The 21,766-nt window shown below is 45.7% G+C and carries 20 protein-coding genes and 3 pseudogenes; 7 read left to right on the top strand and 16 right to left on the bottom strand.

Going from position 1 to position 21,766, the window contains the following annotated elements:
* Positions 1-119: 119 nt before the first annotated feature.
* Positions 120-1,193, bottom strand: coding sequence for a branched-chain amino acid aminotransferase (locus DFP94_RS05030; protein WP_425459240.1), 1,074 nt, complete (start codon positions 1,191-1,193; stop codon positions 120-122).
* Positions 1,194-1,309: 116 nt separating this feature from the next.
* Between DFP94_RS05030 and DFP94_RS05025 the strand changes: the two genes are divergently transcribed.
* The 4 genes from DFP94_RS05025 (at position 1,310) to DFP94_RS25910 (ending at position 4,676) form a co-directional block, all read left to right on the top strand.
* Positions 1,310-2,197, top strand: coding sequence for a LysR substrate-binding domain-containing protein (locus DFP94_RS05025; RefSeq protein ID WP_114495297.1), 888 nt, complete (start codon positions 1,310-1,312; stop codon positions 2,195-2,197).
* A gap of 185 nt (positions 2,198-2,382) precedes the next feature.
* Positions 2,383-3,348 (top strand): hypothetical protein, encoded by a 966-nt coding sequence (locus DFP94_RS05020; protein WP_114495296.1) that lies wholly within the window; start codon positions 2,383-2,385, stop codon positions 3,346-3,348.
* 181 nt (positions 3,349-3,529) lie between these two features.
* A complete protein-coding gene (locus DFP94_RS05015) occupies positions 3,530-3,709 on the top strand; it encodes a small acid-soluble spore protein H (RefSeq protein WP_114495295.1) in 180 nt (59 codons plus the stop codon).
* Positions 3,710-3,986: 277 nt separating this feature from the next.
* Complete coding sequence (locus DFP94_RS25910; protein ID WP_245954487.1) at positions 3,987-4,676, top strand: ParA family protein; 690 nt, start codon at positions 3,987-3,989, stop codon at positions 4,674-4,676.
* A 26-nt stretch (positions 4,677-4,702) separates the two neighbouring features.
* Here DFP94_RS25910 and DFP94_RS05005 read toward each other — a convergent pair whose 3' ends face one another.
* Positions 4,703-5,656 (bottom strand): aldo/keto reductase, encoded by a 954-nt coding sequence (locus tag DFP94_RS05005; RefSeq protein ID WP_114495294.1) that lies wholly within the window; start codon positions 5,654-5,656, stop codon positions 4,703-4,705.
* Between the two features lie 158 nt (positions 5,657-5,814).
* On the opposite strand from DFP94_RS05005, the gene DFP94_RS05000 reads away from it, so the two are divergent.
* The gene (locus DFP94_RS05000; RefSeq protein ID WP_114495293.1) at positions 5,815-6,480 is read left to right on the top strand and encodes a TetR/AcrR family transcriptional regulator; all 666 of its coding nucleotides are present in this window, start codon (positions 5,815-5,817) and stop codon (positions 6,478-6,480) included.
* A 184-nt stretch (positions 6,481-6,664) separates the two neighbouring features.
* On the opposite strand, the gene DFP94_RS04995 is transcribed toward DFP94_RS05000, so the two are convergent.
* Positions 6,665-6,895, bottom strand: coding sequence for a hypothetical protein (locus DFP94_RS04995; RefSeq protein ID WP_114495292.1), 231 nt, complete (start codon positions 6,893-6,895; stop codon positions 6,665-6,667).
* Positions 6,896-7,038: 143 nt separating this feature from the next.
* Between DFP94_RS04995 and DFP94_RS04990 the strand changes: the two are divergent.
* Positions 7,039-7,326: pseudogene (locus tag DFP94_RS04990) on the top strand (transposase); the annotation flags it as partial.
* Positions 7,327-7,477: 151 nt separating this feature from the next.
* Here DFP94_RS04990 and DFP94_RS04985 read toward each other — a convergent pair.
* The 5 genes and pseudogenes from DFP94_RS04985 to DFP94_RS04965 form a co-directional block, all read right to left on the bottom strand.
* Positions 7,478-8,376: pseudogene (locus tag DFP94_RS04985) on the bottom strand (VanZ family protein).
* A gap of 672 nt (positions 8,377-9,048) precedes the next feature.
* Positions 9,049-10,257, bottom strand: a complete 1,209-nt coding sequence (locus tag DFP94_RS04980; protein ID WP_114495290.1) for an L-serine ammonia-lyase, iron-sulfur-dependent, subunit alpha — start codon at positions 10,255-10,257, stop codon at positions 9,049-9,051.
* Positions 10,258-10,279: 22 nt separating this feature from the next.
* A complete protein-coding gene (locus tag DFP94_RS04975; protein ID WP_245954486.1) occupies positions 10,280-11,044 on the bottom strand; it encodes an enoyl-CoA hydratase/isomerase family protein in 765 nt (254 codons plus the stop codon).
* Between the two features lie 61 nt (positions 11,045-11,105).
* Positions 11,106-11,945: an enoyl-CoA hydratase/isomerase family protein gene (locus DFP94_RS04970; RefSeq protein WP_014278044.1), complete on the bottom strand. Its 840-nt coding sequence runs from the start codon at positions 11,943-11,945 to the stop codon at positions 11,106-11,108.
* 33 nt (positions 11,946-11,978) lie between these two features.
* Positions 11,979-13,205, bottom strand: a complete 1,227-nt coding sequence (locus tag DFP94_RS04965; RefSeq protein WP_114495786.1) for a M20 metallopeptidase family protein — start codon at positions 13,203-13,205, stop codon at positions 11,979-11,981.
* Between the two features lie 224 nt (positions 13,206-13,429).
* Between DFP94_RS04965 and DFP94_RS04960 the strand changes: the two genes are divergently transcribed.
* Entirely contained in the window at positions 13,430-14,743 is a 1,314-nt protein-coding gene (locus tag DFP94_RS04960) for a transcriptional regulator (RefSeq protein WP_114495288.1), read from the top strand.
* Positions 14,744-14,766: 23 nt separating this feature from the next.
* Here the strand turns inward: DFP94_RS04960 and DFP94_RS04955 are convergent, their stop codons facing one another.
* The 8 genes and pseudogenes from DFP94_RS04955 to DFP94_RS04920 form a co-directional block, all read right to left on the bottom strand.
* Positions 14,767-15,039, bottom strand: coding sequence for a type 2 periplasmic-binding domain-containing protein (locus DFP94_RS04955; protein ID WP_114495287.1), 273 nt, complete (start codon positions 15,037-15,039; stop codon positions 14,767-14,769).
* 68 nt (positions 15,040-15,107) lie between these two features.
* A pseudogene (locus DFP94_RS04950) lies at positions 15,108-16,046 on the bottom strand (VanZ family protein).
* A 734-nt stretch (positions 16,047-16,780) separates the two neighbouring features.
* On the bottom strand, positions 16,781-17,020 hold the full coding sequence (locus DFP94_RS04945) for a NifU family protein (protein ID WP_114495286.1): 240 nt from the start codon (positions 17,018-17,020) through the stop codon (positions 16,781-16,783).
* Between the two features lie 38 nt (positions 17,021-17,058).
* Positions 17,059-17,283 (bottom strand): hypothetical protein, encoded by a 225-nt coding sequence (locus DFP94_RS04940; protein ID WP_114495285.1) that lies wholly within the window; start codon positions 17,281-17,283, stop codon positions 17,059-17,061.
* Positions 17,284-17,340: 57 nt separating this feature from the next.
* Entirely contained in the window at positions 17,341-18,738 is a 1,398-nt protein-coding gene (sufB, locus tag DFP94_RS04935) for a Fe-S cluster assembly protein SufB (RefSeq protein WP_114495284.1), read from the bottom strand.
* Positions 18,739-18,791: 53 nt separating this feature from the next.
* Entirely contained in the window at positions 18,792-20,099 is a 1,308-nt protein-coding gene (gene sufD, locus DFP94_RS04930; RefSeq protein WP_114495283.1) for a Fe-S cluster assembly protein SufD, read from the bottom strand.
* Positions 20,100-20,122: 23 nt separating this feature from the next.
* Entirely contained in the window at positions 20,123-20,902 is a 780-nt protein-coding gene (sufC, locus tag DFP94_RS04925; RefSeq protein WP_114495282.1) for a Fe-S cluster assembly ATPase SufC, read from the bottom strand.
* Complete coding sequence (locus tag DFP94_RS04920; protein ID WP_114495281.1) at positions 20,883-21,404, bottom strand: MarR family transcriptional regulator; 522 nt, start codon at positions 21,402-21,404, stop codon at positions 20,883-20,885. The genes sufC and DFP94_RS04920 overlap by 20 nt, the downstream gene beginning before the upstream one ends.
* Between the last annotated feature and the right edge of the window lie 362 nt (positions 21,405-21,766).

Below are 21,766 nucleotides of genomic sequence, written 5' to 3'. Positions count from 1 at the left end.
CAAATACATCCGCAGAACCGGACATCTTAAGAGCCTCTATCTTTTAAAAAAACAAACAAGTCATCCGGCGATTCCCGGATGACTTGGTATGGATTATATGTGAACTGATGCTTGTTGGTTTATGAAATGGTATGACGCCATCCGAGATGATCGTCACGCTCGCCTTTCTGAATGCCGGTAATGGAGTCATACAGCTTCTTCGACCATTCTCCGGTCTGTCCGCCGGCGATCGAAATTTGCTCATTCTCCCATTTCATCGTACCGATCGGAGAAATCACGGCCGCCGTCCCGGTGCCGAAAGCCTCTTCCAGGACGCCTTGGCGCGCCGCTTCAAACAGCTCCTCCACGGAGATTTGCCGCTCAACCACCGGAATTCCCCATGAAGCAAGCAAAGCGATCACGGAATCTCGCGTAATACCGGCAAGAATGCTGCCTGTCAGTGCCGGAGTGATTATCTCGCCGCCGATTTTGAAAAATACATTCATGCTTCCTACTTCTTCGATATATTTCTTCTCGACGCCATCCAGCCACAAAACCTGGGAATAGCCATCCTGCTTGGCCGCTTCCTGCGCTTTTATCCCGGAGGCGTAATTGCCCGATGTTTTCGCCATCCCCGTTCCCCCGCGGACCGCGCGCACATACTGGTCTTCCACATAAATGGAAACCGGGTGAATCCCTTCGGGATAATACGATCCGACCGGCGACAAAATGACGAGCAGCTTATACTCCTTCGCCGCCCGAACGCCGAGACAAGCTTCCGTAGCGATAATGAAAGGACGAATATACAAGGAAGATTCCTCTCCCTCCGGAATCCACTCCCGTTCAAGGTTCACCAACTGAACAATCCCCTCTAGCAATACCTCGGGATCAACCTGCGGAATGCTGATCCGTTCGCATGACGCATTTAGCCGCTTCAAGTTCATGTCCGGCCGGAACAGAGAGATGTTCCCGTCTGCCGTTTTGTATGCCTTCATGCCTTCGAACACTTCCTGGCCGTAATGGAAAACCATCGCCGACGGATCCAGCGAGATCGGTCCGTAAGGTACGATTCTGAGATCATGCCACTGTTGGTCCGCCGAATAATCCATCACCAGCATATGGTCCGTAAAATATTTGCCGAATCCAAGGCTATTTGCATCAGGTTTGCTCTTCAATTGTTCAGCCTTTACGACTTTTATGTTGTTCACTGAGATACGCTCCCTCTCTTAAACCGTTACTTTTATGTTAACTATACTCTCAGATTAAACATTGATCAATAACATGATATCAATTATAATCATAGAAATTATCTATAATGGAGAGGATTGCTATGGAGCATCGGCTTCTCGATTATTTTTTGGCTGTTGCCGAGGAACTGCATTTTACAAAAGCCGCAGAGAAGCTCGGGATCACCCAGCCGACACTCAGCCATCAGATCCGCCTGCTGGAGCAAGATGTTGGCACCCCGCTCTTTCACCGCTCCGGGAAAAAAATACACTTGACCCAGCCCGGGATCATATTGATGGAGCACGCCCGGCGCGTCTTTCACGAGTTGGAACAGGCGAAGCTGGAGATCGGCGAATTGGCCGGCCTAAAGCGAGGACGACTGCGAATCGGCTGCTCCGGCAACCATCTGATTACGCACGCGCTCATTTCCTTTCACCGCCAGTACCCCGGCATCAACCTGAACGTGATCGAGCTTGCGACCGATGAAACCCATGAAGGCCTGCTTGGCAACCGCCTGGATCTCGGCGTCGTATTTTTGCCGCTGGAAGACGAGCAGTTGGTGAGCTTGCCGCTTTTCGACGAGGAATTGGCCCTGATTGTGTCCCGTGAACATTCTTTGGCCCGGTCCGCTTCCGTCGAACTGAAACAGCTTGGCAGTCTTCCTCTTGTCTTGTTCCAGTCCAAGTTTTTAGTGCGGCAGATGATCGATGCAGCCTGCGAATCTGCCGGCCTGAGTCTCAAACCCGTTATGGAGCTGTCCACGATGGAGTCCCAGGTCGAAATGGTTACTCATCGCGTCGGAGGTACGATTTTGCCCGCTTCTTACGCCAATACGCTGCAAAATCCCGACGTCGCCGTGATTCCGTTCGCACAGCCGGCTCCCCGAAAAAAAGTCGGGCTTGTTTATCGCAAAAATATGTTCCTGGACAACACGATCCAGGCGTTCATCAACCACCTTTCCCACAGATCCGGCGGCATTTCCGATTATTGAACGAAGGGGAACCTCGCGGTAGCGGCAACTACGCAACATTCTAGCCGTCTTCACCCGGAAGACCAGGCGATTTGTGTGTTCTGATTTCTGCCTCCCTTCCATATATTTAACAGCGAATGGCCGGCCGGACCTTTCGATGCGTTTTATTCAAAAGTTAAAGCGCTTTAATTATCCGCGAAAGGAGATTGGCATGTTTACTCTCTCAAGTAAAGGAAAAACGTGACGGCTCCGTGTATTCTTTTGAATACGGAAATGCCCTCTTTCTGATTTTCAACACGCAGTATGCCGGAGAACTGTCCAGTAACGGTGAGATCAAGCGACAGGACCGGGAGTTTGAGGATCAGGTCGAATGGATGAAGTATGTCGTCGCAAAAAGCAATGCCAAATGGAAATTTGTAGCCCTTCACAAAAGCCCAAACTCTGCGGGTGACAATGCGGGGGAATGGGAGGATGATCGCGTTCAATTCTATAAAAAAATCCTCGTCCCGGCCTTCGACCAAATGGGGATCGACCTGGTATTCGAGGCGCACGACCACATGTATATGAGATCTTACCAAATGCTGAACGACAAAGTGGTGCCCCCCGGTCAAATCACGTTTGATGAACAAGGAAACGCCGTCAACCCCAAGGGGACAGTCTATCTGATGTCCAATGCTTTCGGAGATAAATTTTATACCAAGTATCCGGGATACGATGATTATTTTGCCGCGATCCATGCCCAACCTTTTAAAAAGATGTTCACCGATGTATTCGTATCTGATGACCTGCTAAAGATTAAGGCATATACCGCCGCCAAAAAGGATGAGTCTTCCGGCAATAACGGCGTCAAAAAATACGACGAGTACGGAATCAAGCGGACGGACCTCAAGCCTGAGCGTGTCAGCGACCCCAAAATCCAGGTGAACACCGGGAAAGCCACAATTTCCTGGAAGCTGCCCGCATCCAGCGCCGAACCCGTGAAAGGCTTCCGAATCTATGAAGAAAACGGAATGATCAAGCCCTATTGGAATGCATATGTTAGCGTCGAGCCCGGCAAAACGGAGTATAGCTTGACCGTTAGCAAGATCAGCGCTGCGGAGAACTACCGGTTTGTGATCCGCGCGGCAGGCAGCCGGATGAACTCCGATCCGGTGGAACTGAACATCGAATAATCTATGATGAAGAGAGCTCTAGGACATCGTCCTTGAGCTCTTCTCGCTTAATCCCAGGCCATGCTGTGAAGCGAAATGGGCAGGCATGTACGAAGCAGCGCTCCACAAAGAATATTTCCCAGAAAGATGGGAAAACGTATTACAGAAACCACTCGAGCATCATCACCCAGGAGGAATAAAAATGAACAGCCAACGCGCCAAAGAAATCGTAGCCTCGCCTACGATGGTAAACGTCGCCTGTAACGGCGTACCTATCTATATTCAGCATGTGAACGAGCGTAATGAAACCGCCCGGATCTATCCCCTCGATCAGCCAGAACAAGAGCAAGAGGTGGCGCTGTCCCAGTTAACCGAGACATAAGCAAACCGCTTGCGATTTTGAGTCGCACACTCTATTGCGACATGAGCAGAAGTTAAGTCCAAGAAGAGGAATTTAAAACCCGCGAAAAGCCTTGTGGAATCAAGGCTTTTCGCGGGTTTTTCCGTTGAAATCAGAGCCAGTCTGACTTCCCGACGATCACTGAAAAAGTAGCCATTTTGGAACGTTGGGAAGAACTCGGAAAGAACTGAAGCAAAGCCAGCCCGCCCCTACCATTGACCAAATTTACGGAGCGAATGCTCCAGGGAGGGTATATTTCATGGCAAAAACCACCGTTATCACCATCGCCAATCAGAAAGGCGGTACAGGTAAAACGACCACTGCCTACAACCTTGCTTACGCCTTATCTAATGAAGGAAAAAAAGTACTACTTGTCGATTTCGATCCACAAGGCAATCTTTCTATGTGCTTTGGTATTGAGCAACCAGATCAACTTCCGTTCTCCATGTTCAATGTCATGAACGCCATTATGAGCGACGAGCCGCTTCCGCCTGCTGAAGATTACATTCACTCGCACGGCAATATCGACCTCATCCCGAGCAACATTGAGCTGTCCGTTGCCGAAATCAACTTGCGGGATGAAATGGGCGGTGAAAAAACTCTAGCCTCTCTGCTGGAACCGATGAAGCCAAACTACGACTTCATCATTATTGATACTAATCCTTCGCTTGGCTTGCTGACGATCAATGCTCTTGCAGCCAGCATATATGGAATAATATGGGTGGTTCTATTTCATCCTTGTTTCGTCATGCCCTTTCTACAAATCCCAGCTACCACCTCCGCCCTTGCCTTCTTCCTCCACGTTAACTACAGAGTAAAATCCTGCGAATTCATGAGTTTGAGTGAGGAAATTGAATCATTTCGAGGGAGCTTACTCGCCCTTACTTTTAAAACTTCGATCGTAATCTGCACTACATCAACATCCGCTGTGATTAGGATTTATATTTAGCATTATTCCGCAACAGGATACTACTATTAATAACGACCACCAAACGCATTTGGACTAACAGCATCAATACGAGCAAAATCATCAGACGTAAGATGAATATCAAGTGCCTTGATATTATCCTCCAAATATTTACGGCGTTTCGTACCAGGAATCGGCAATGTGCCTCTTTCTACTGTCCATGCTATTGCTAGTTGAGGTACCGTACAGTTCTTTTCTTTGGCGATTGCCGCTAGTTTATCAACGATATTAATATTCTTTTGAAAGTTCTCACCTTTGTAACGTGTAAAAAGATTGCGCATATCATCAGCTTGGAAGTTCTCATTCATATGACGTTCCCCCGTAATAAAGCCTCTGCTTAGAGGACTGTAAGCTACAAGTGTGATTCCTAATTCTTTTACGGTAGGTAGAGCTTCTTCTTCAATTTCCCGACTCCAAATGGAGTATTCCGATTGGACTGCGGAAATAGGGTGTACTTCATGCGCTTTACGAAGTGTAGATGCACTAATAACTGATCCATTTAGGCCATTAGAAAGACCAAGATAACGTACTTTACCTGCTTTAACTAAGTCAGCCATAGCACCAACTGTCTCCTCAATTGGAACATTAGGATCTACCGCATGTTGATAATACAGGTCGATATAATCGAGACCAAGACGTCGAAGGCTTTCATCAATAGCTTTCTTTACATAGTCCGGGTGTCCTCCGATGAATTCCCAATTTGGACCATACGAAAACTTGGTAGCGACAATTGCCTGTTCTCTTCGTCCCTTCAACGCTTTTCCTAATAGCTCCTCATTATGGCCGTTGCCATATGTATCAGCAGTATCAAGCAAAGTTACCCCGAGATCAAGCGCCCGATGAATGGTTTTAATGGACTCCTCATCATCAATGGCGCCATATATGCCGGGGGACATTCCCATCATACCCAATCCGATAGAAGAAACGACGATATCGCTGTGACCGAGTTTTTGCGTTTTCATTTTAGTTCCCTCGCTTTTTATATGTTTTAGCTTCGAGTTACATCTTAGCATAAATACATTTACACAGTAAACGCTTTTAATCATTTATGTATAATATGCAAAATGTATTTGTGCCGAAAGCGAAATTCCGGTTATAATAAAAGTAAGGGGGGCTTTATGTGAATAGCCAGATATCAGATAAAAAAAACGAAACACGAGCTAAGCTTATGAATAAGCTGCTTCCTTATTTACGAAAAAATGGCCTTCAATCCGTTCGGATGGACGAAATTTCTAGAGTAATGGAAATAAGCCGAGCGACTTTATATAAGTATTTCTCAACCAAGGAAGAAATTGTCGAGTTCATCGTAGATGGTTTTATTGAATACATGAAGGAACTGACTCACAACCCTTTGGATTCGGTTCAAAGTTTCGGTACTCGTTTTTTGCAAATATTTGAACAAACCATATCTCTAGTCGTTTATTTCTCGGATATTATCCTTCAGGACCTCGAAACCAGTTACCCGGATTTATTTGATCGCTTTAATGAAGCTATGAAGGAGCGAGAAGAGAAGATACTGGCTTTCTTTGAGGAAGGTAAACAAAAAGGGATTTTCAATCAACTTAACGGCAGGCTATTAATAAAGCAGGATGAAATTCTAAGAGGGATGTTCGATGTTAAATTTCTGATGACCAATCAATTCACGGTTCAACAAGTTTTATATGATTATTTTCAATTAAAGAGGATTCAGTTGTTTAAGCCCGAAAAGCTGACAGCAATTGATGATGAAGTGTTGATGCCGAAAATAGAACATTTAACTCAAAAAGTGACCAAAAACCTTTTTTAACATTTACTAACGCGATACCACAATGATAAGAGGCCCACCAAATTAAATTAATGGGGGTTCTTCACTAACCGCCCGTTAGCTTAATGAGGTCGCCCGATTGGTCTGCGGCGGCCTCATGATGTGTTTTCTGCGCTAACGTTTCCCGTTAGTTGAACGTTATATAATGATCTTCTCTGCTGAAGCATTAGTTAAATTCTCGATAGTAACTTTCATACAGCTTTCCACTGTATCTGTTAATGAATTTGTAGAGTAGAGAACTCCAAAAGCCCTTCTCTCCTATTATCTCGCTTATTTCTTCATCATGTTCAATCCATTTGAAGACCTGTGAGGTAAATAAACCATCCTTGGAGCGTTTAATTATCTGCGCTTTATAGACCCCGCTTGGAGATATGATTTCCTCAATTACACTTTCCATAACTGTTCACGCCTTTTCTGAACTATCCTGCTAATTAGCTTAAATGTAGCATTGACAGCCTAATACTTTATTTTCCCAGTCTACAACTTTATTTCCTTAGTCTAACACTTTATTTTTCAGTCTAGAACTTTATTTTCTTTTGACACTCGGATCAAGGATTTCAATATACCTCAAAGCCCTTTAACCCTAAACTGAAACAACTCGGCATGCTAGGAAGTCACTCTAGGCGTGAAAATTGTCCAGACAACGCTTGTATCGAGTCCTTCTTCTCTCATTTGAAAACGGAGAAAATATACTTGAATAAGGCAGCAGACAAAGCAGAGGTCGAACAATTAGTAGGCGAATACATATTGTTCTACAACCAAAACCGATTTCAAAAGAAACTAAACGACCGTTCCCCAGTAGAATACCGGGAAACGGTCGCAGCTTAAACTTTTTCATTTTTGCACTGTCTACTTGACAGGGGGATGACCATTCCTGCGTGATACCCCAACCAATTAACAAACGAACAAGTATTGTCCGGCGAAGCGACACGCAAGTCGTGCAATGAAACACCAGTTCCCCGATGCCAATCATGTTGACTCAGTTCCAAAAATAGTGCATCCTCTGATGCCCGACATCCCATACTTTTTCGTTCCCCACAATGGTGATCTTCAGCTCGTTCCAAGGCTCAAGAGGAATCTTGAAAATTGACGGGAATAGTTCAGGATCACTCCGCTGATCTTCTCCAGAGACAGTCATGATCTGTCTTCCATCAAGGGTAACTTGGATACTTCCGGAATAATCTGTAGGTTCAGGGATTCCGTAATAAAAAGAGAAAATCGTCTCCCCCTCAGATGTATACGTGAACGTTTAGAACCGCCGCCTTCAGGACCGTACATGTTATAGCGGGGCCTTATAGTCTGATGGCTTATTTGGATGCTACCCGGCTTGTCTCCAGTGGATGAATGGCCCGAACTATCCATCCATACATTGATCGCCACAAACGGGCCCTCAACTTTAGTTGTTGCTTTGTCTAATGCCCCGAATAATCCCCATAAAACTAATAAAAGAACCATTCCGGAAAGAGCCGTTACCCCCAGATTGCGCCAGAGGCTCCGGGAACGGAAACCAAGTTTGTACGCTCCGAAACCGACGGCTGCGCCTATCGTATTCTGAATGGCATCGTTGATATCAAAACTGCCGAGGAATGTAAGCGCCTGAAGGGTTTCCATTACAAGAATCGCTATAAAGAATAAGGTAATGAACCGGATTAAGGTGGTCCGGTACAGCCATGGAAACAATACACCGAAAGGGACAAAGGCGATGGTGTTACCGAAATCCACCAAAGTCATGAGACTGGGATGCAGGAGATCAGATAGAGCAGGCAGCCTAAATATGTTTTCAGGCAAAAATATAAACGTGTAGCCAGGCAGGTGCTCTGTAGCCTCTACTCTACCGAAGGCGAGGAACATAAAATAAAGAATAAACAATGTCAACAAAAGATGCTCGGATCAGGCTCAACAGATTATACCCTGAAATTTAGGCGATACGCAGTACTAGATTTTTAAGGATCATGGGGGCACCATTGATTTTGGAACCTCAATTTGGCAAATCAATGTTATCGGTGGCTTTGAAGGAAGTACGCCCTCGGGGGATTCACATTGGAAGCACTACTGCGGAAATAAATGAGGCTTACCCTGACGCTGTTCCTTCTTCAAGTGATGAGTAGTTTATACGCTCAAAAGATGCATAGCTTCAACACTCAACAGATAATCAGTACTGGATTCAATTCAGTATAAAGGATGGGAAAGTTATCGGCATCGTCATTACCAAAAATCTGACTATGCAATAAACTTATATATCTATACCTAACCTAAAAAACGGGTGGTCATGAGACAATCCGTTTTTTAGGTTTCACATCATCTATGGGTTAACTGAACGAGATATTCTGAAATTTATAAAGACCAGGGTCGGTTGTCTGAACATAGTTAAGGCCATATTCACACACGCAGCCGATACGTTAGCCATCCGCGGTATACTTGGGATTTTCACCCGTTAGCACGATGCGGTGTCAATCGCACAAAAGAACATCCCTTCTGCCAACCACCAGTTAGGGATGTTCTTCAATCTCGTTACATAAGTATGGAATTAATGCCCCATCATCGCATCATTTAGCTGTCCATTTTATAGAGCTTAGCGAGCCCGCCCTCTGAAGTTTCGCGGTAACTACTGTTCATATCCAGGCCTGTCTCATACATGGTCTGTACAACCAAATCAAAGGATATCTTACGGGTACCAGACAAGAATTTGGCCAGACTCAGCGCATTGATCGCCCGCATCGCACCGACAGCATTCCGCTCAATGCAAGGAATCTGAACCAGTCCGTTAATCGGATCACAGGTTAATCCCAAGTGGTGCTCCATGGCAACCTCCGCCGCATACTCAATCTGATCGATCTCCATACCAGACAGTTCAGCCAGTGCAGCTGATGCCATCGAGCAAGCCGTGCCAACCTCTGCCTGGCAGCCGCACTGAGCGCCGCTGATGGAGGCGTTCTGCTTGACCAGATTGCCCATGAGCCCTCCGACGGCCAGAGCCCTAAGAATCTGTTCGTCCGGGACCCGCATCTTCTCCTGCATATAACAGAGCGAGGCAGGGACAACACCGCTGGCTCCGCAGGTCGGGGCCGTTACGACTGTGCCGGCAGCGGCATTCTGTTCGTTGACGGCGAAAGCGTATGCGCTGACGATCCGGTTCTCCCGTGTCTCCGGGCTCTCATCCACATGCCCCTGATGATAGAGATATTTCGCCTTGCGTTCGACATTAAGACCGCCTTCCAGAATACCTGTTACGGACAGCCCTTCGTCGATCGAATACTTCATCGCTTCCCAGATTCCTTGGAGGAATTCCCAGATCTGTTTGCCTTCACGCTGCTCGACGTAATCGCTTAGCCGGATATGATTCGCTTTACAAAAGGTACTGATCTCTGCAAAGCTGTTCTCCGGGTAAACATCAGGCCCATGCGTTTCCTCCCGCCCCTCAATCACGATATCCCCGCCGCCGATACTGACAGCACGCATGGATGCGGTTTGCCGCCCGCCTTTGTAAGCGAACAAGTCCATGGTATTGGGATGGGGCAGAACAAAATCTGCCTGCGGAACAAATTGAACCTCCGCCCTAACGGGTGACAGTGCTCTAATAATAGCTTTGTCCGTCATATGGCCTTTACCTGTTTTGGCAAGGGAACCATAAATCAACGCCTTAAATTGGTCTGCATCTTCATTTTCTGACTTGAAGATTCTGGCCGCTTTCTCCGGCCCCATGGTATGGGAGCTGGACGGTCCACTGCCAATCTTATAGAGTTCAGTCAACGATCTCATAGCACCCATACATCCTTTCCGGCTATTGCCCACTCCTCTGAAAACGTTCCTTGATCTTCATCAGCCGCTCATGAATTCCCTCTTCATCAATGGCCATATCATACAATTGGTGAGTAAGCTGGAGACCTTGATCCTCTGCAAGAGCTTGTTTCCACAGGTGCGACACAATCGAATGAGTAAGATGTCTCACCGAGCGGGGGGCCTGAATAATGCTTTCTGCCAGCTCCCATGCCCGTGGAAGAAGCTGTTCACAAGGCAGCACCTCACTGACCAGACCGAGCTCTAATGCATCTTGGGCAGTAATGTTCATCCCCGTGTATGCATAGTATGCCGCTTTCTTGCTTCCCAGTATCTTTTGAAGTGCCAGAACGATTCCATCTCCAGGAGGAATACCGCCCAGGTAATGGGCATCGAAGAACGCTGTGTCTTCCGCGCAAATGGTAATATCACAAAGCGTCCCCAGCTGCCAATGTGAGCCTGTGCCATTGATCGCCCCAATCGTGGGGATGTCAAGGCAGTGAATCATATTTTCAATCATTCTGAGCGATTCATGATACATTTCCAGCTTCCGGCGATTCGGCCAATCCATCAATTTGGTTGTCCAGACTTCAGGATTGCCTATTTGCCACAACTCTCCTGTCCCTGTAAGGATCATGACCTCATTCTCAGGATCACGGCCTATATCTGACCATACATGACCATAAGCTGCTTGAACCGGCCAGTCGAATTGTAACGGTCCACCGTGAGTGTGCATACGCACTTCGAGTATGCCGCCGCGGCGGGTCATGAGGAATAAGTCCTTGTACTTCTCCGAGTATTCTTCGAACCGTGTAGGTCCCGTCATCTTTCTATTGAACATCTTTGCCCATTAGGCGTCCCTGCATTTTCTTCAGCCGCTCCAGCGCCCCTTCTTCATCAATAGCCATGTCGTACATTTGGTGGGCAAGCTGGAATCCTTGATCACTGACCAGAGCCTGCTTCCATGGACGGGAGATAATGGAGTGAGACAGATGTCTCGTTGAACGCGGTGCCTGCATGATCATCTCCGCGAGCTCCCAAGCGCGGGGAAGAAGCTGTTCACGGGGCAGGACTTCACTAACGATACCCAGGTCCAAGGCGGTTTGACCATTGATATTCTTGCCGGTGTATGCGTAGTAGGCTGCTTTTTTGAAACCGATCATGCTCTGAAGTGTGAGCAGCATTCCATCTCCTGGAGGCGTGCCTCCCAGATAATGCGGATCGAAAAAGTCAGCGTCTTCCGTACAAATGGTAATATCGCAGAGTGTTGCAAGTTCACAGTGCGTTCCCGGACCGTTGACCGCCCCGATGGTCGGGATGTCAATGCAGAAGATCAAATTCTCAAGCAGTCTCAGCGATTCATGGTACTGTTCGAGCTTCTTTTGCTTCGGCCAATCCATAAATTTCGTATTCCAGACCTCCGGGTCCCCGATCACCCATTTATCTCCTGTCCCTGAAATAATCATAACTTCGTTCTCAGGATCGCGGCCAATATCTGACCAGGCATGGGACCATGCCGTATGGGCTTCCCAGGAATGCTTGTACGGTCCTCCGTCCGTGTGAAGCCGCACTTCAATGATTCCGTCACGGCGGGTCATTAACAGGAATTCCTTGTATTTCTCCGAGTACTCTTCAAATTTGGTCGGTCCAATCATACGTCTCTCTGTCATCTTAATTCCTCCTCGTATAGTTTGGTTTAGAACTTATCTATTACTTTCAATCCAATCTCTGGCAAAAGCAGCGTAAGCCGCAGCCCCTCTATGAAGCACCTCATCCGAGAACATCGTCTTTGGATGGTGTACAGGGTAACTATAGCCTTCCTCGATATTGCCTGCGTTAAGGAACACTGTGGTACTTGGCACCGCCTCTGAGACAAATGCGAAGTCTTCTGATCCCATTAATTTACCACCGGGTACCAGTTGGGTTATACCGATGAAGGAACTCGCGCCAAAAGTGTTGGCAATCGTCGTTCTCATTTGCCGGTTCAGCCCGCTGTCCGTTTTCACCTCAGGACATCCCCTCGTATAGATCACTTCCACCTTGGCCTGAAAAGTTTCTCCTATTCCTGCGGAAATTTTACGGATACGGGTCTCCATTTTATCCCGCAATGCGGCGCTAAAGGTACGTACACTTCCTTTCATTCTGGCCATATCGGGAATCACGTTGTTTGTACTTCCGCCTTCCATCACGCCAATGGTAAGCACTGCATTATCAATTGGCGAAACCTCCCGGCTAAGGATACCCTGCAACGCCAGATGAAGATGAGCAGCCACATTTAAGGGATCCACTGCGGCCTCGGGCATTGCGCCATGTGAGCCCCTTCCGCGGATGATAATTTCGAACCAATCCGAAGAAGCAGATATCGCTCCACCTTCCTCAGGAACTACAAATTGTCCGGTAGGAAGCGGCATTCCAGTTAATACGTGAAGCATCATGGCTGCATCCACCTTGGGATTATCGAGAATCCCGTTCTCCAGCATCATTTTTGCCCCGTGCAGCGTCTCTTCACCCGGCTGAAACATAAGCTTAACCGTCCCGCGAAGCTGCTCTTCGTTAGCCTTCAGAATCTCCGCAGCTCCCAGCAGCATGGAAGTATGCATGTCATGACCGCAAGCATGCATGTTTCCATTCAACGATGCGTAAGACAGCTCCGTTTCTTCTTGAATCGGCAGCCCGTCCATATCCGCACGGATCAAAACCACCTTCCCTTCATGCTGTCCGCCAATGGTAACCATTAAGCCTGATTTTCCTACGGGAGCGGGCTTAAGGCCCATTGACTCCAAGGCCTCTTTTACATATGCGGTTGTCCTGGGCAAACTTAGATCAAGTTCCGGAACCGTATGAAGATGATGCCGATACTTGACCAATTTGTCCTGCAGCTGATGCGCCATAATCAAAAAGTCTTCAGCTTCTTCAAACACAATGAACATCTCCCAAAGCACAAATTAAATGAACGTTAGAACAGAGTTAACATTCCCCCCTTTGTATTTTAAGACTTTTTAAGAACAAATTTATCGTACTTGCATTTTTATTCCTTGTCAAGAGATATTAAGACATTTTAAGAACATTAATTCAGAGGCTGGCGGAACATTGTAATATCACATTTATTGTGATATAACTCTTTTGATTGAACTGTTTATGAAAGGAATCTATCATGAAAATCAAGCTGGGTATTATCACGCCTGAGACCCATATGGACTATTTCCGCGCCATTGAAGAAGAAATGCGGCCACTATGTCAGTTCCGGTTTCTTACAATCAGCAATTTCCGGGAAACAACAGACATCTATCTCAAAAACCTGGATTCGGTGGATGGATTTGTGATCAGCGGCAGGATGCTTTACGAGTCCATCGATAAGGAAAGCCTGGATGACAAGGTGCCTGTTCACATTTTGCAGGATGATGAGAACCTGCTGTACAGGGAGCTTTTCCGGCTGCTGGTTACAGAACATGGGCTGGATATCTCTCGGATCTATGTGGATTATGCGTATATCATCGAGTCTTTCAGCGAATTCCAGCAATACCTGACTCATGAGGGCAAACCCATTGACAGCGGAGATTTGCTCAAACGGGTGGAGATCATGCTGGAGAACCATATCACGCTGTGGGAAGATGAGAAAATAGACCTATCCATCACGGCGTTCGGCCATTTTGTCCCGGAACTGCAAAAGCACGGAGTCAGATATATCTTAATCCGCCCCACCTTGGAGAACGTCAAAGAGACCATAAGCGAGATCATCAACGAAATTACCATCCTCAAGCTTAAGAACCAGAGGGCAGTTGTTGCATGCTTATCGGCCATAACAGAGCAGCCACCCTCTGAAGAGCAGCTTCATGAGCTAAAAGTCCTTGTCGGCAGGTTTCTGGACAGCATGAATCTGGCAGACACGGCCCAAATTTCAGAAGGCTTTGTCAGACTGTACACTACCTACGGAAATTTCATGAGGATCACCTCTAACGCGCATAACTGCACCCTGCTGGAATATCTGGAAGAGCGCATAAGCGACAAGGTGAAGATTGGGTGGGGCTCGGGGCATGAATATTTTCAAGCGAACGTCAACGCTACCAAAGCTCACAGACAGGCGGAGGCCTTTACGGGCAGTTGCAGCTTTTTTATAGACGAGAATCAGAAGGTTGTCGGCCCCATGCGGAGCATGAATGTCATCCAGTTCTCCGAACAGGGGGACCCGGAAATCATTGCGTTAGCCAAAAGGATCGGAATCAACAACATCAATTTGCAAAAAATCATGTCCTATGCAGAAATCATGAGAACCAATAAATTATCCTCTGAGGATGTTGCCGAGTGCCTGTCCATGACCGTCAGAGGTGCAAACCGTATCCTTAACAAAATTGAAGAAAGTAAGTACGTACAAACGGTATTTGAAAAACGGGACAACAGTAAAGGGCGGCCAAAAAAATACTACGAGCTGTTGTTTCTTGACAACGAAGGACGAAAATTAAGCAAATGATGACCATTGGCAAAAAGGCATGTTTACTGGGTCAAATCACTCCCTGGCCGGACGACCAGCTCTGCACATGCTGCAGAAACCGCCGCGTTGCTGGTGAAGCATATTTCATCGAGTTGACCCGCGAGGCCAAGGGAACGGAAGTTGCGCTCTTCCAGCTCAAGCATGGCTACATGCTCATGCTGGAACCGGGTGACCAGCTCCGGGAGGATGCTGCTGCCCAGGCCTTTTTCCACCATGGCAATAATGGCGTAACCGTCCCCGGCCGAGAACTGATGCCCGCCTTTTTCAGCACCCATCGCACATCCTAGTCGGAATCGGCCTTGGGAATGATGAAGTCCTCGTAAGTCGAATTTAATCAATGGACTCAATTCCAAGGATATTGCATCTTCCTATACCCGACATCCCATACTTTTTCGTTCCCCTCAATAGTTATCGTGAGTTCACCACCTGCTTGAATAGGAATTTTAAACATTGCCGGGAACAGCTCAGGATAGAGGCGTTGAACTTCTCCAGAACTATTTAAAACTTCTTGTCCATCAACGGAAACCCTAACGCTTCCCAAATAATCCGATGGTTCAGGAGTTCCATAATACAAAGACAATGTCATCTGCTCTTTATACTTATACGTGAACGTTTCCATATTCCTACCTTCAACGCCATATATATTAAAGCGGGGTTTTATGTCTTGAGGGCTTATTCTAAAGCTGTTTATATTGTTACCAGTTGATGTATTTCCGGAACTGTCGATCAATTCGTTTATCGCCAGAAAGGGACCTTCTTCTTTGGTTAACGCTTTATCCACAATCCCAGATAATCCCCATACCCCTAGAAACAGAACCATACAGGAAATGGAGGTTATTACAATATTGCGCCGAATATTACTTGAACGAAAACCAAGCTTGTACGCCCCAAAACCGATTGCTACGCCTAATGAATTCAGAAGGGCGTCGTTAATGTCGAAGCTGCCGAGAAACGATAGTGCCTGCATGGTTTCCATTACCATAATCGCCAGAAAGAACATTGTAATGAAGCGAATAAAGGAGATACGATATAACAATGGGATGAATATACCGAAAGGGATAAAGGCTATAAGGTTTCCGAAGCCCACCAAATCCATGAGGGGAGGATGCAGAAGGTCAGATATTGTTGGCAAATTAAAGGAATTGTCCGGCAAAAAAATAAAGGTATAGCCCGTTGTTTAGTCTAAGGCATCCATTCTATTAAAGGCGGAAAACATAAAATAAAGAATTAAAAGTGTATAGAGTATGGTTATGGTAAAAAAAATTTTACGTTCTTTTGTCATTGTTAACTCCTCTATTGAGACCTTACGTTCGGAAAAACTGGTCTTGTTAATTTTTCAATTTACTACAATCACCATTAACAGAAAAGTGAGTTTAATGAACTTACCGCCACCAGCAACTATACCGCATTGAAACCGGCTTCACAGGCCCTTCGCCAAAAGGAGGTGTGGATATCCCGTCGCCGAAGTATTCATACCCCGGAGTCTGCATACCTACGCTATATTATACATATGTAACAGCGTAGTACTCTCAAACCAATTCTCACCCGTCATATTCTCAAGCACCTTCGTATAACCAAGTTGATTACCCATTATGAGCCAGTTATCAATAAATACGCAAAAATGAAATCATTCATGAAGATTGCAAGCAACAGTTGACAATTACTTTTATACTGGCAGTTAGTTGCATTGATTTTTATCTTTACAACTAATTATTTGCAAAGCCATATGGAGTACACTTCATATGGCTTTGCATTTTTCAAAATATTTAATTTTAGCTAAATATTATCATTTTATTCTATATATAGTTGCCTTTCTCATTCCATATTCCCATTTATAAGAAGCCATAACTTTGACTGCTTCTTGATCTTTTATACCTTCATATTATTCACTTCAAGTGTGCTCCTTTCTCTATGGTGAGTACGAGCGAATGAGTGTTGACAGCTCTCTCAAGATGCCTCAGACACACAGTATGCGTACATTTGAGGATACATTTAGTGTCTTTTACCTAAATAAATTCAGAATACTTGTACAACTTCTTTAATCTCTTCAATCTCTTCAAGAATTGCGCGCTCAATAGCAGCCTTTAACGTAATCGTAGCACTTGGGCAACCATTGCAAGCTCCCAAAAATCTTAATTTGGCTGTACCGTTCTCAACCTCGACCAGTTCAGCATCTCCACCGTCACGCAGTAAGAAAGGACGTAGTTTGAGAAGCACTTCCGATACTTCATCGAATAAAATTCTCTTGTCCTCCATTATGCCACCCTCCTCTCATTATTTTAACAATAGTCAATTCAGGCCCTGTTTCGTTCTGGATGTTCTGATTGATCCTTTGACTTTTTTATTAGAGAGGCCTCTTGATCTGAAAGTTCCATTAAAATCGTATAAATTGGATCTGTAGGTATCATCACACCACAACTTGCACTCAGTCCTAAGAGCATATTAAGATAGAACTGAATTTTCTTTTTCTCTCGAGTAATTTGCTCTAATTCTGAGATGTCTGAGTTATTTTTCTTCATTAAAATACACCCCATGCCTCCTAAAAAGTAAAACGCTTGATTGATTAAATTAATAAATCAACCGATGCTTCCTTCCATTTCAAATTGAATCAGCCGATTCATTTCAACGGCATATTCCATCGGCAGTTCTTTGGTAAACGGCTCAATAAAGCCCATTACAATCATTTGTGTGGCATCTTGTTCTGTAAGCCCGCGGCTCATTAAGTAAAATAATTGCTCCTCGGACACTTTGGATACTGTTGCTTCGTGCTCCAAAGTAATCTGATCGTTTTTAATTTCATTGTACGGAATCGTATCTGATGTTGAGAGATTGTCCAAAATTAACGTATCACACTTAATATTGGACTTGGATCCTGCGGAATCGCGGCTGAAGCTTGACAATCCCCGGTAGTTTACTTTGCCACCCTGCTTGCTGATAGATTTGGATATAATCGTAGATGTTGTCTCGGGAGCAAGGTGAATTACTTTCGCGCCGGCATCTTGATGCTGATCTTTACCGGCTACGGCAATAGACAGGATGGACCCCTTGGCTCCCCTTCCTTTCAATATTACAGCCGGATACTTCATGGTTACCTTGGAGCCGATGTTGCCGTCCACCCATTCCATTGTGGCATTTTCCTCTGCCACAGCCCTTTGGGTTACCAAGTTGTAGATATTAGGAGCCCAATTCTGGATTGTCGTGTATCGGACACGGGAATCTTTCCGGCAAATAATTTCAATAACTCCGCTATGCAGAGAACTGGTACTATAAATAGGTGCTGTACATCCTTCAACATAATGGACAAAGCTACCCTCTTCGGCAATAATTAATGTCCGCTCGAATTGTCCCATATTTTCAGAATTAATACGAAAATACCCTTGTATAGGAACCTCACATTGAACGCCCCTCGGAATGTATACAAAGCTGCCGCCTGACCAAACCGCACTGTTAAGCGCCGCAAATTTATTGTCAGCGGGAGGGATGATCGTTCCAAAATGTTGCTTGAACACTTCAGGATATTGCTTTAAAGCAGTATCCGTATCAAGGAAAACAACGCCCTGATCCTCCAGTTCCTTCCGCATACTGTGATAGACTACTTCCGACTCGTATTGAGCGGATACGCCTGCCAGAAACTTTTGCTCCGCTTCAGGAATCCCCAGCTTGTCAAAGGTTGCTTTAATCTCGGAGGGAACTTCCTCCCAGGTCTTTCCCTGTTTTTCGGAAGGGCGAACGTAATATTGGATGTTATCAAGATTTAGTCCGGACAAATCCGCTCCCCATTGAGGCATCGGCATTTTGTAGAATTGCTTCAAAGCTTTCAGCCGAAAATCGAGCATCCACTCCGGCTCTTCCTTGATCCGGGAAATTTCTCGGACAATCTCTTCAGTCAGACCTTTTCCAGATTGAAAAATAGACTGGTGCTCATCGCGAAACCCATATTTATATTCACCCATGTCCGGCGCTTTTTTAGCCATTGTTATCGCTCCTTTTAAACTCCATAAGACTCAATTTGATTGGCTCTGATTCCCTATGATCTGCCAAGTTTTTTCTCCACTACATCCTGCAGGCGGCTACGCACTCCCTCCAGCGGGATCTCCGAAATGACAGGAGCGAGGAATCCGAAAATAACAAGATATTCGGCTTCACTCCGTGAGATCCCGCGCGACATCAGATAATAGATTTGTTCCGCATTTACTTGCCCCACGGATGCAGCATGACCGGCGGTTACATCATCCTCATCTATCAGCAGGATCGGATTGGCATCACCGCGCGCATTTGGACTTAACATCAATACACGTTCTGTTTGCTGACCATCACAATGGGTTGCACCTTTTTCAATTTTTGTAATCCCGTTGATAATGGCCGTAGCTTCTTCACGCATTACTGCGCGTGTGATCATTTGGCTCACCGAGCTTCTGCCAAAATGCTGGGCTTGCGTAGTATAACTCAATTTCTGGTCCCCAGAGCCTATCGCAATCACCTTAGCGTCAGAGACGGACCCGTTGCCCTGGAGTATTGTCTTGGTATCACTGGCGGTATAGCCATTATTCATCTCACCGACAATCCATTCTACACCGCCATCCGCAAGCACAATCGCACGCCGCTGGGTGAAGTCCGTTGTTGCTGCAGCAAGCTGATGAACAGAAGCGACCTGCACCTTGGAGCCTGCCCCTGCAAACACCTCTACCACACCATTATGCAAAACCTTGATATCATCTCTTCTCGATATACAATGATCCACATAGCTGATCTTGCTGTTGTTACCAGTCACAATCAAGATGTGAGGAGCAAAAAGCGCCCCGCTCGTATCGCTATAAAAGATCGCTTGAATGGGAACTTCAACCTCTATACCATCTGGGACATATAGAAAAACGCCACCACTCCATAAGGCACTGTGCACAGCAGACAATCTGTGCTCTTCCGGCTTCACTGCCTGATAGAGATAACGCTGAACCAACTCCTCATGCTCTTTTGCCGCAGTATGCAGGTCCGTTAAAATTACTCCCTGGGCGGCTAAGCTCTCGGACAATTTCGTATACACTACATCCGAATTGAACTGAACGATTAGTCCTCCATTCACTGGAGAAGCAACCAAACCTCGAACAACCTCCGGCGCATCTTCCAAACCTGACCACGGATGCTCCGCTTTGTAATCTCCGGTTTCGTAGATATCCCATTTCTCAAGTTTGGTTTTCTCCACTTTAGGCAGCTCCAGCGCTCCTGCCAGCTCAAGTGCCTGAATCCGGCGTTCAAGCAGCCAATGAGGCTCACCCATAGCACTTGACCAAGCGCGTAAAGCGTTCGCATTCATTGAAATTCTCGTCTGTATACCCACTTGCGTTTCCTCCTCTCCCGCTTTTAAACTTCCTCGCCTACCTTCTCATCCGCAATCCCAAGCTCCTCTTTCACCCAATCGTACCCTTCGGCCTCCAAACGGTGGGCAAGCTCCGGACCGCCAGATTTAACTATCCGGCCTTGCATCATGACATGCACAAAATCCGGGGTAATATAATTCAACAGTCGTTGATAATGGGTGATGATTAAAAAGCCTCTATCCGGGCTGCGCATTTCATTTACGCCATTGGCCACAATACGCAGTGCATCAATATCAAGTCCGGAATCCACTTCATCCAGGATCACAAACTTGGGTTCAAGTAGCATCATTTGCAAAATCTCATTCCGCTTTTTTTCACCGCCGGAGAATCCCTCATTCAAATAACGATGCGCAAATTCCGGGTTCATCTCCAGCCCCTTCATTTTGCTCTCCATTTTACGGATAAAACGGATTAAGGATATCTCATCGCCTTCTTCACGCCGTGCATTGATGGCACTTCTGAGAAAGTCCGAGTTGGTCACGCCGGCAATTTCACTTGGGTATTGCATAGCGAGGAACAAGCCTGCCTGGGCACGCTCATCCACCTCCATCTCCAGAAGGTCTTCATTGTCCAATGTCACCTTGCCGCCGGTAACCTCATATTTGGGATGGCCCATTAAAGCTGAAGCCAACGTACTTTTCCCTGTCCCATTAGGCCCCATAATCGCATGAATCTCTCCACCATGAATCTCCAGTGTGAGCCCTTTTAATATTTCTTTCCCTTCAATCTTGGATCTTAATTCCTCAATCTTTAATGTCGTCATTTATCGTAAACTTCCCTTCGGAGTATTCTTCGGCACGCGCCACCAAATCACTCATAAATTTTCCAATAGTCTGCAGCTCAGCCTCTGAATAGGACTCAATGAATTGGTAAAACCTTTCTTCTTTTTCTTTGTGCAGCTCTTTATGCAAACGATAAACGTGTCTCCCCTTATCCGTTAAGCTAAAGTAAATCTCCTTACGATTGTTGTTCAGCTGACTTTTCCTAATAAAGCCCGTTTCCAGCAGCCTTGAACAAATATTAGTAATGCTTGCTTTGGATAAATCCATTTCCCTTACAATTCCGGTATGATTTATAGGCTCATAATCACCAATGCAATCGATAACGTGGACACTGGTAATATTGTTAGAGAGCATGTCAATCTGGTGCTTTCTGGCTTGTTGCCGAAACATGTTAATTTCATGCTCCGTATACAACTCATTCAGATGCAGCATTTTAATATATTGCTCGTAAAGATGACCTTTAAAATCATTTTGAAACTCCAATTTCGCAATCTCCCCTCTCTTGTAGTAGTTGCAGACCAAGTTCAGTATCAGCAATAGATTGTTTTTCTTTTTTTGTTCACATGTAAACAAAATAATATTAACATAATTGATATTGATAATCAATATCAATTATGTTCAGTGTGAAGCAATTCTGGAGACGCTTTTTTCTCAAATTTCTGAAATATCGTATCTAACGTCAAAAGAACAAAGACATATGTACCTTAAGTATTACGAAGATAAAACAGACAAGGAAATTGCTCAACTTTTAGGAACAGCAGACAAGCTGTTTCCAAAATGAAATCAAACGTTCTGATGAAGCTTAAAAGCATTATGGAGAAGTAAAGGCTCGTTTACTTGTCGCA

The organism is Fontibacillus phaseoli, assembly GCF_003337355.1.
Classification (GTDB): Bacteria; Bacillota; Bacilli; order Paenibacillales; family Paenibacillaceae; genus Fontibacillus; species Fontibacillus phaseoli.
Note: the sequence above shows the minus strand (reverse complement) of the source record. Positions and strands in the feature narration are given on the sequence as shown.

Excerpts from the sequence above, each read along its gene's own strand:
- DFP94_RS04965 (WP_114495786.1), bottom strand. The coding sequence starts at position 13,205 with ATGTTCATTGTGTTTGAAGAAGCTGAAGACTTTTTGATTATGGCGCAT.
- DFP94_RS04955 (WP_114495287.1), bottom strand. The coding sequence starts at position 15,039 with ATGGGTGCTGAAAAAGGCGGGCATCAGTTCTCGGCCGGGGACGGTTAC.
- DFP94_RS04940 (WP_114495285.1), bottom strand. The coding sequence starts at position 17,283 with ATGAAGAAAAATAACTCAGACATCTCAGAATTAGAGCAAATTACTCGA.
- sufB (WP_114495284.1), bottom strand. The coding sequence starts at position 18,738 with ATGGCTAAAAAAGCGCCGGACATGGGTGAATATAAATATGGGTTTCGC.
- DFP94_RS25910 (WP_245954487.1), top strand. The coding sequence starts at position 3,987 with ATGGCAAAAACCACCGTTATCACCATCGCCAATCAGAAAGGCGGTACA.
- DFP94_RS04970 (WP_014278044.1), bottom strand. The coding sequence starts at position 11,945 with ATGACAGAGAGACGTATGATTGGACCGACCAAATTTGAAGAGTACTCG.
- DFP94_RS04960 (WP_114495288.1), top strand. The coding sequence starts at position 13,430 with ATGAAAATCAAGCTGGGTATTATCACGCCTGAGACCCATATGGACTAT.
- DFP94_RS05015 (WP_114495295.1), top strand. The coding sequence starts at position 3,530 with ATGAACAGCCAACGCGCCAAAGAAATCGTAGCCTCGCCTACGATGGTA.
- DFP94_RS04995 (WP_114495292.1), bottom strand. The coding sequence starts at position 6,895 with ATGGAAAGTGTAATTGAGGAAATCATATCTCCAAGCGGGGTCTATAAA.
- sufC (WP_114495282.1), bottom strand. The coding sequence starts at position 20,902 with ATGACGACATTAAAGATTGAGGAATTAAGATCCAAGATTGAAGGGAAA.
- DFP94_RS05025 (WP_114495297.1), top strand. The coding sequence starts at position 1,310 with ATGGAGCATCGGCTTCTCGATTATTTTTTGGCTGTTGCCGAGGAACTG.
- DFP94_RS04945 (WP_114495286.1), bottom strand. The coding sequence starts at position 17,020 with ATGGAGGACAAGAGAATTTTATTCGATGAAGTATCGGAAGTGCTTCTC.
- DFP94_RS04975 (WP_245954486.1), bottom strand. The coding sequence starts at position 11,044 with ATGACCCGCCGCGGCGGCATACTCGAAGTGCGTATGCACACTCACGGT.
- DFP94_RS05005 (WP_114495294.1), bottom strand. The coding sequence starts at position 5,656 with ATGAAAACGCAAAAACTCGGTCACAGCGATATCGTCGTTTCTTCTATC.
- DFP94_RS04980 (WP_114495290.1), bottom strand. The coding sequence starts at position 10,257 with ATGAGATCGTTGACTGAACTCTATAAGATTGGCAGTGGACCGTCCAGC.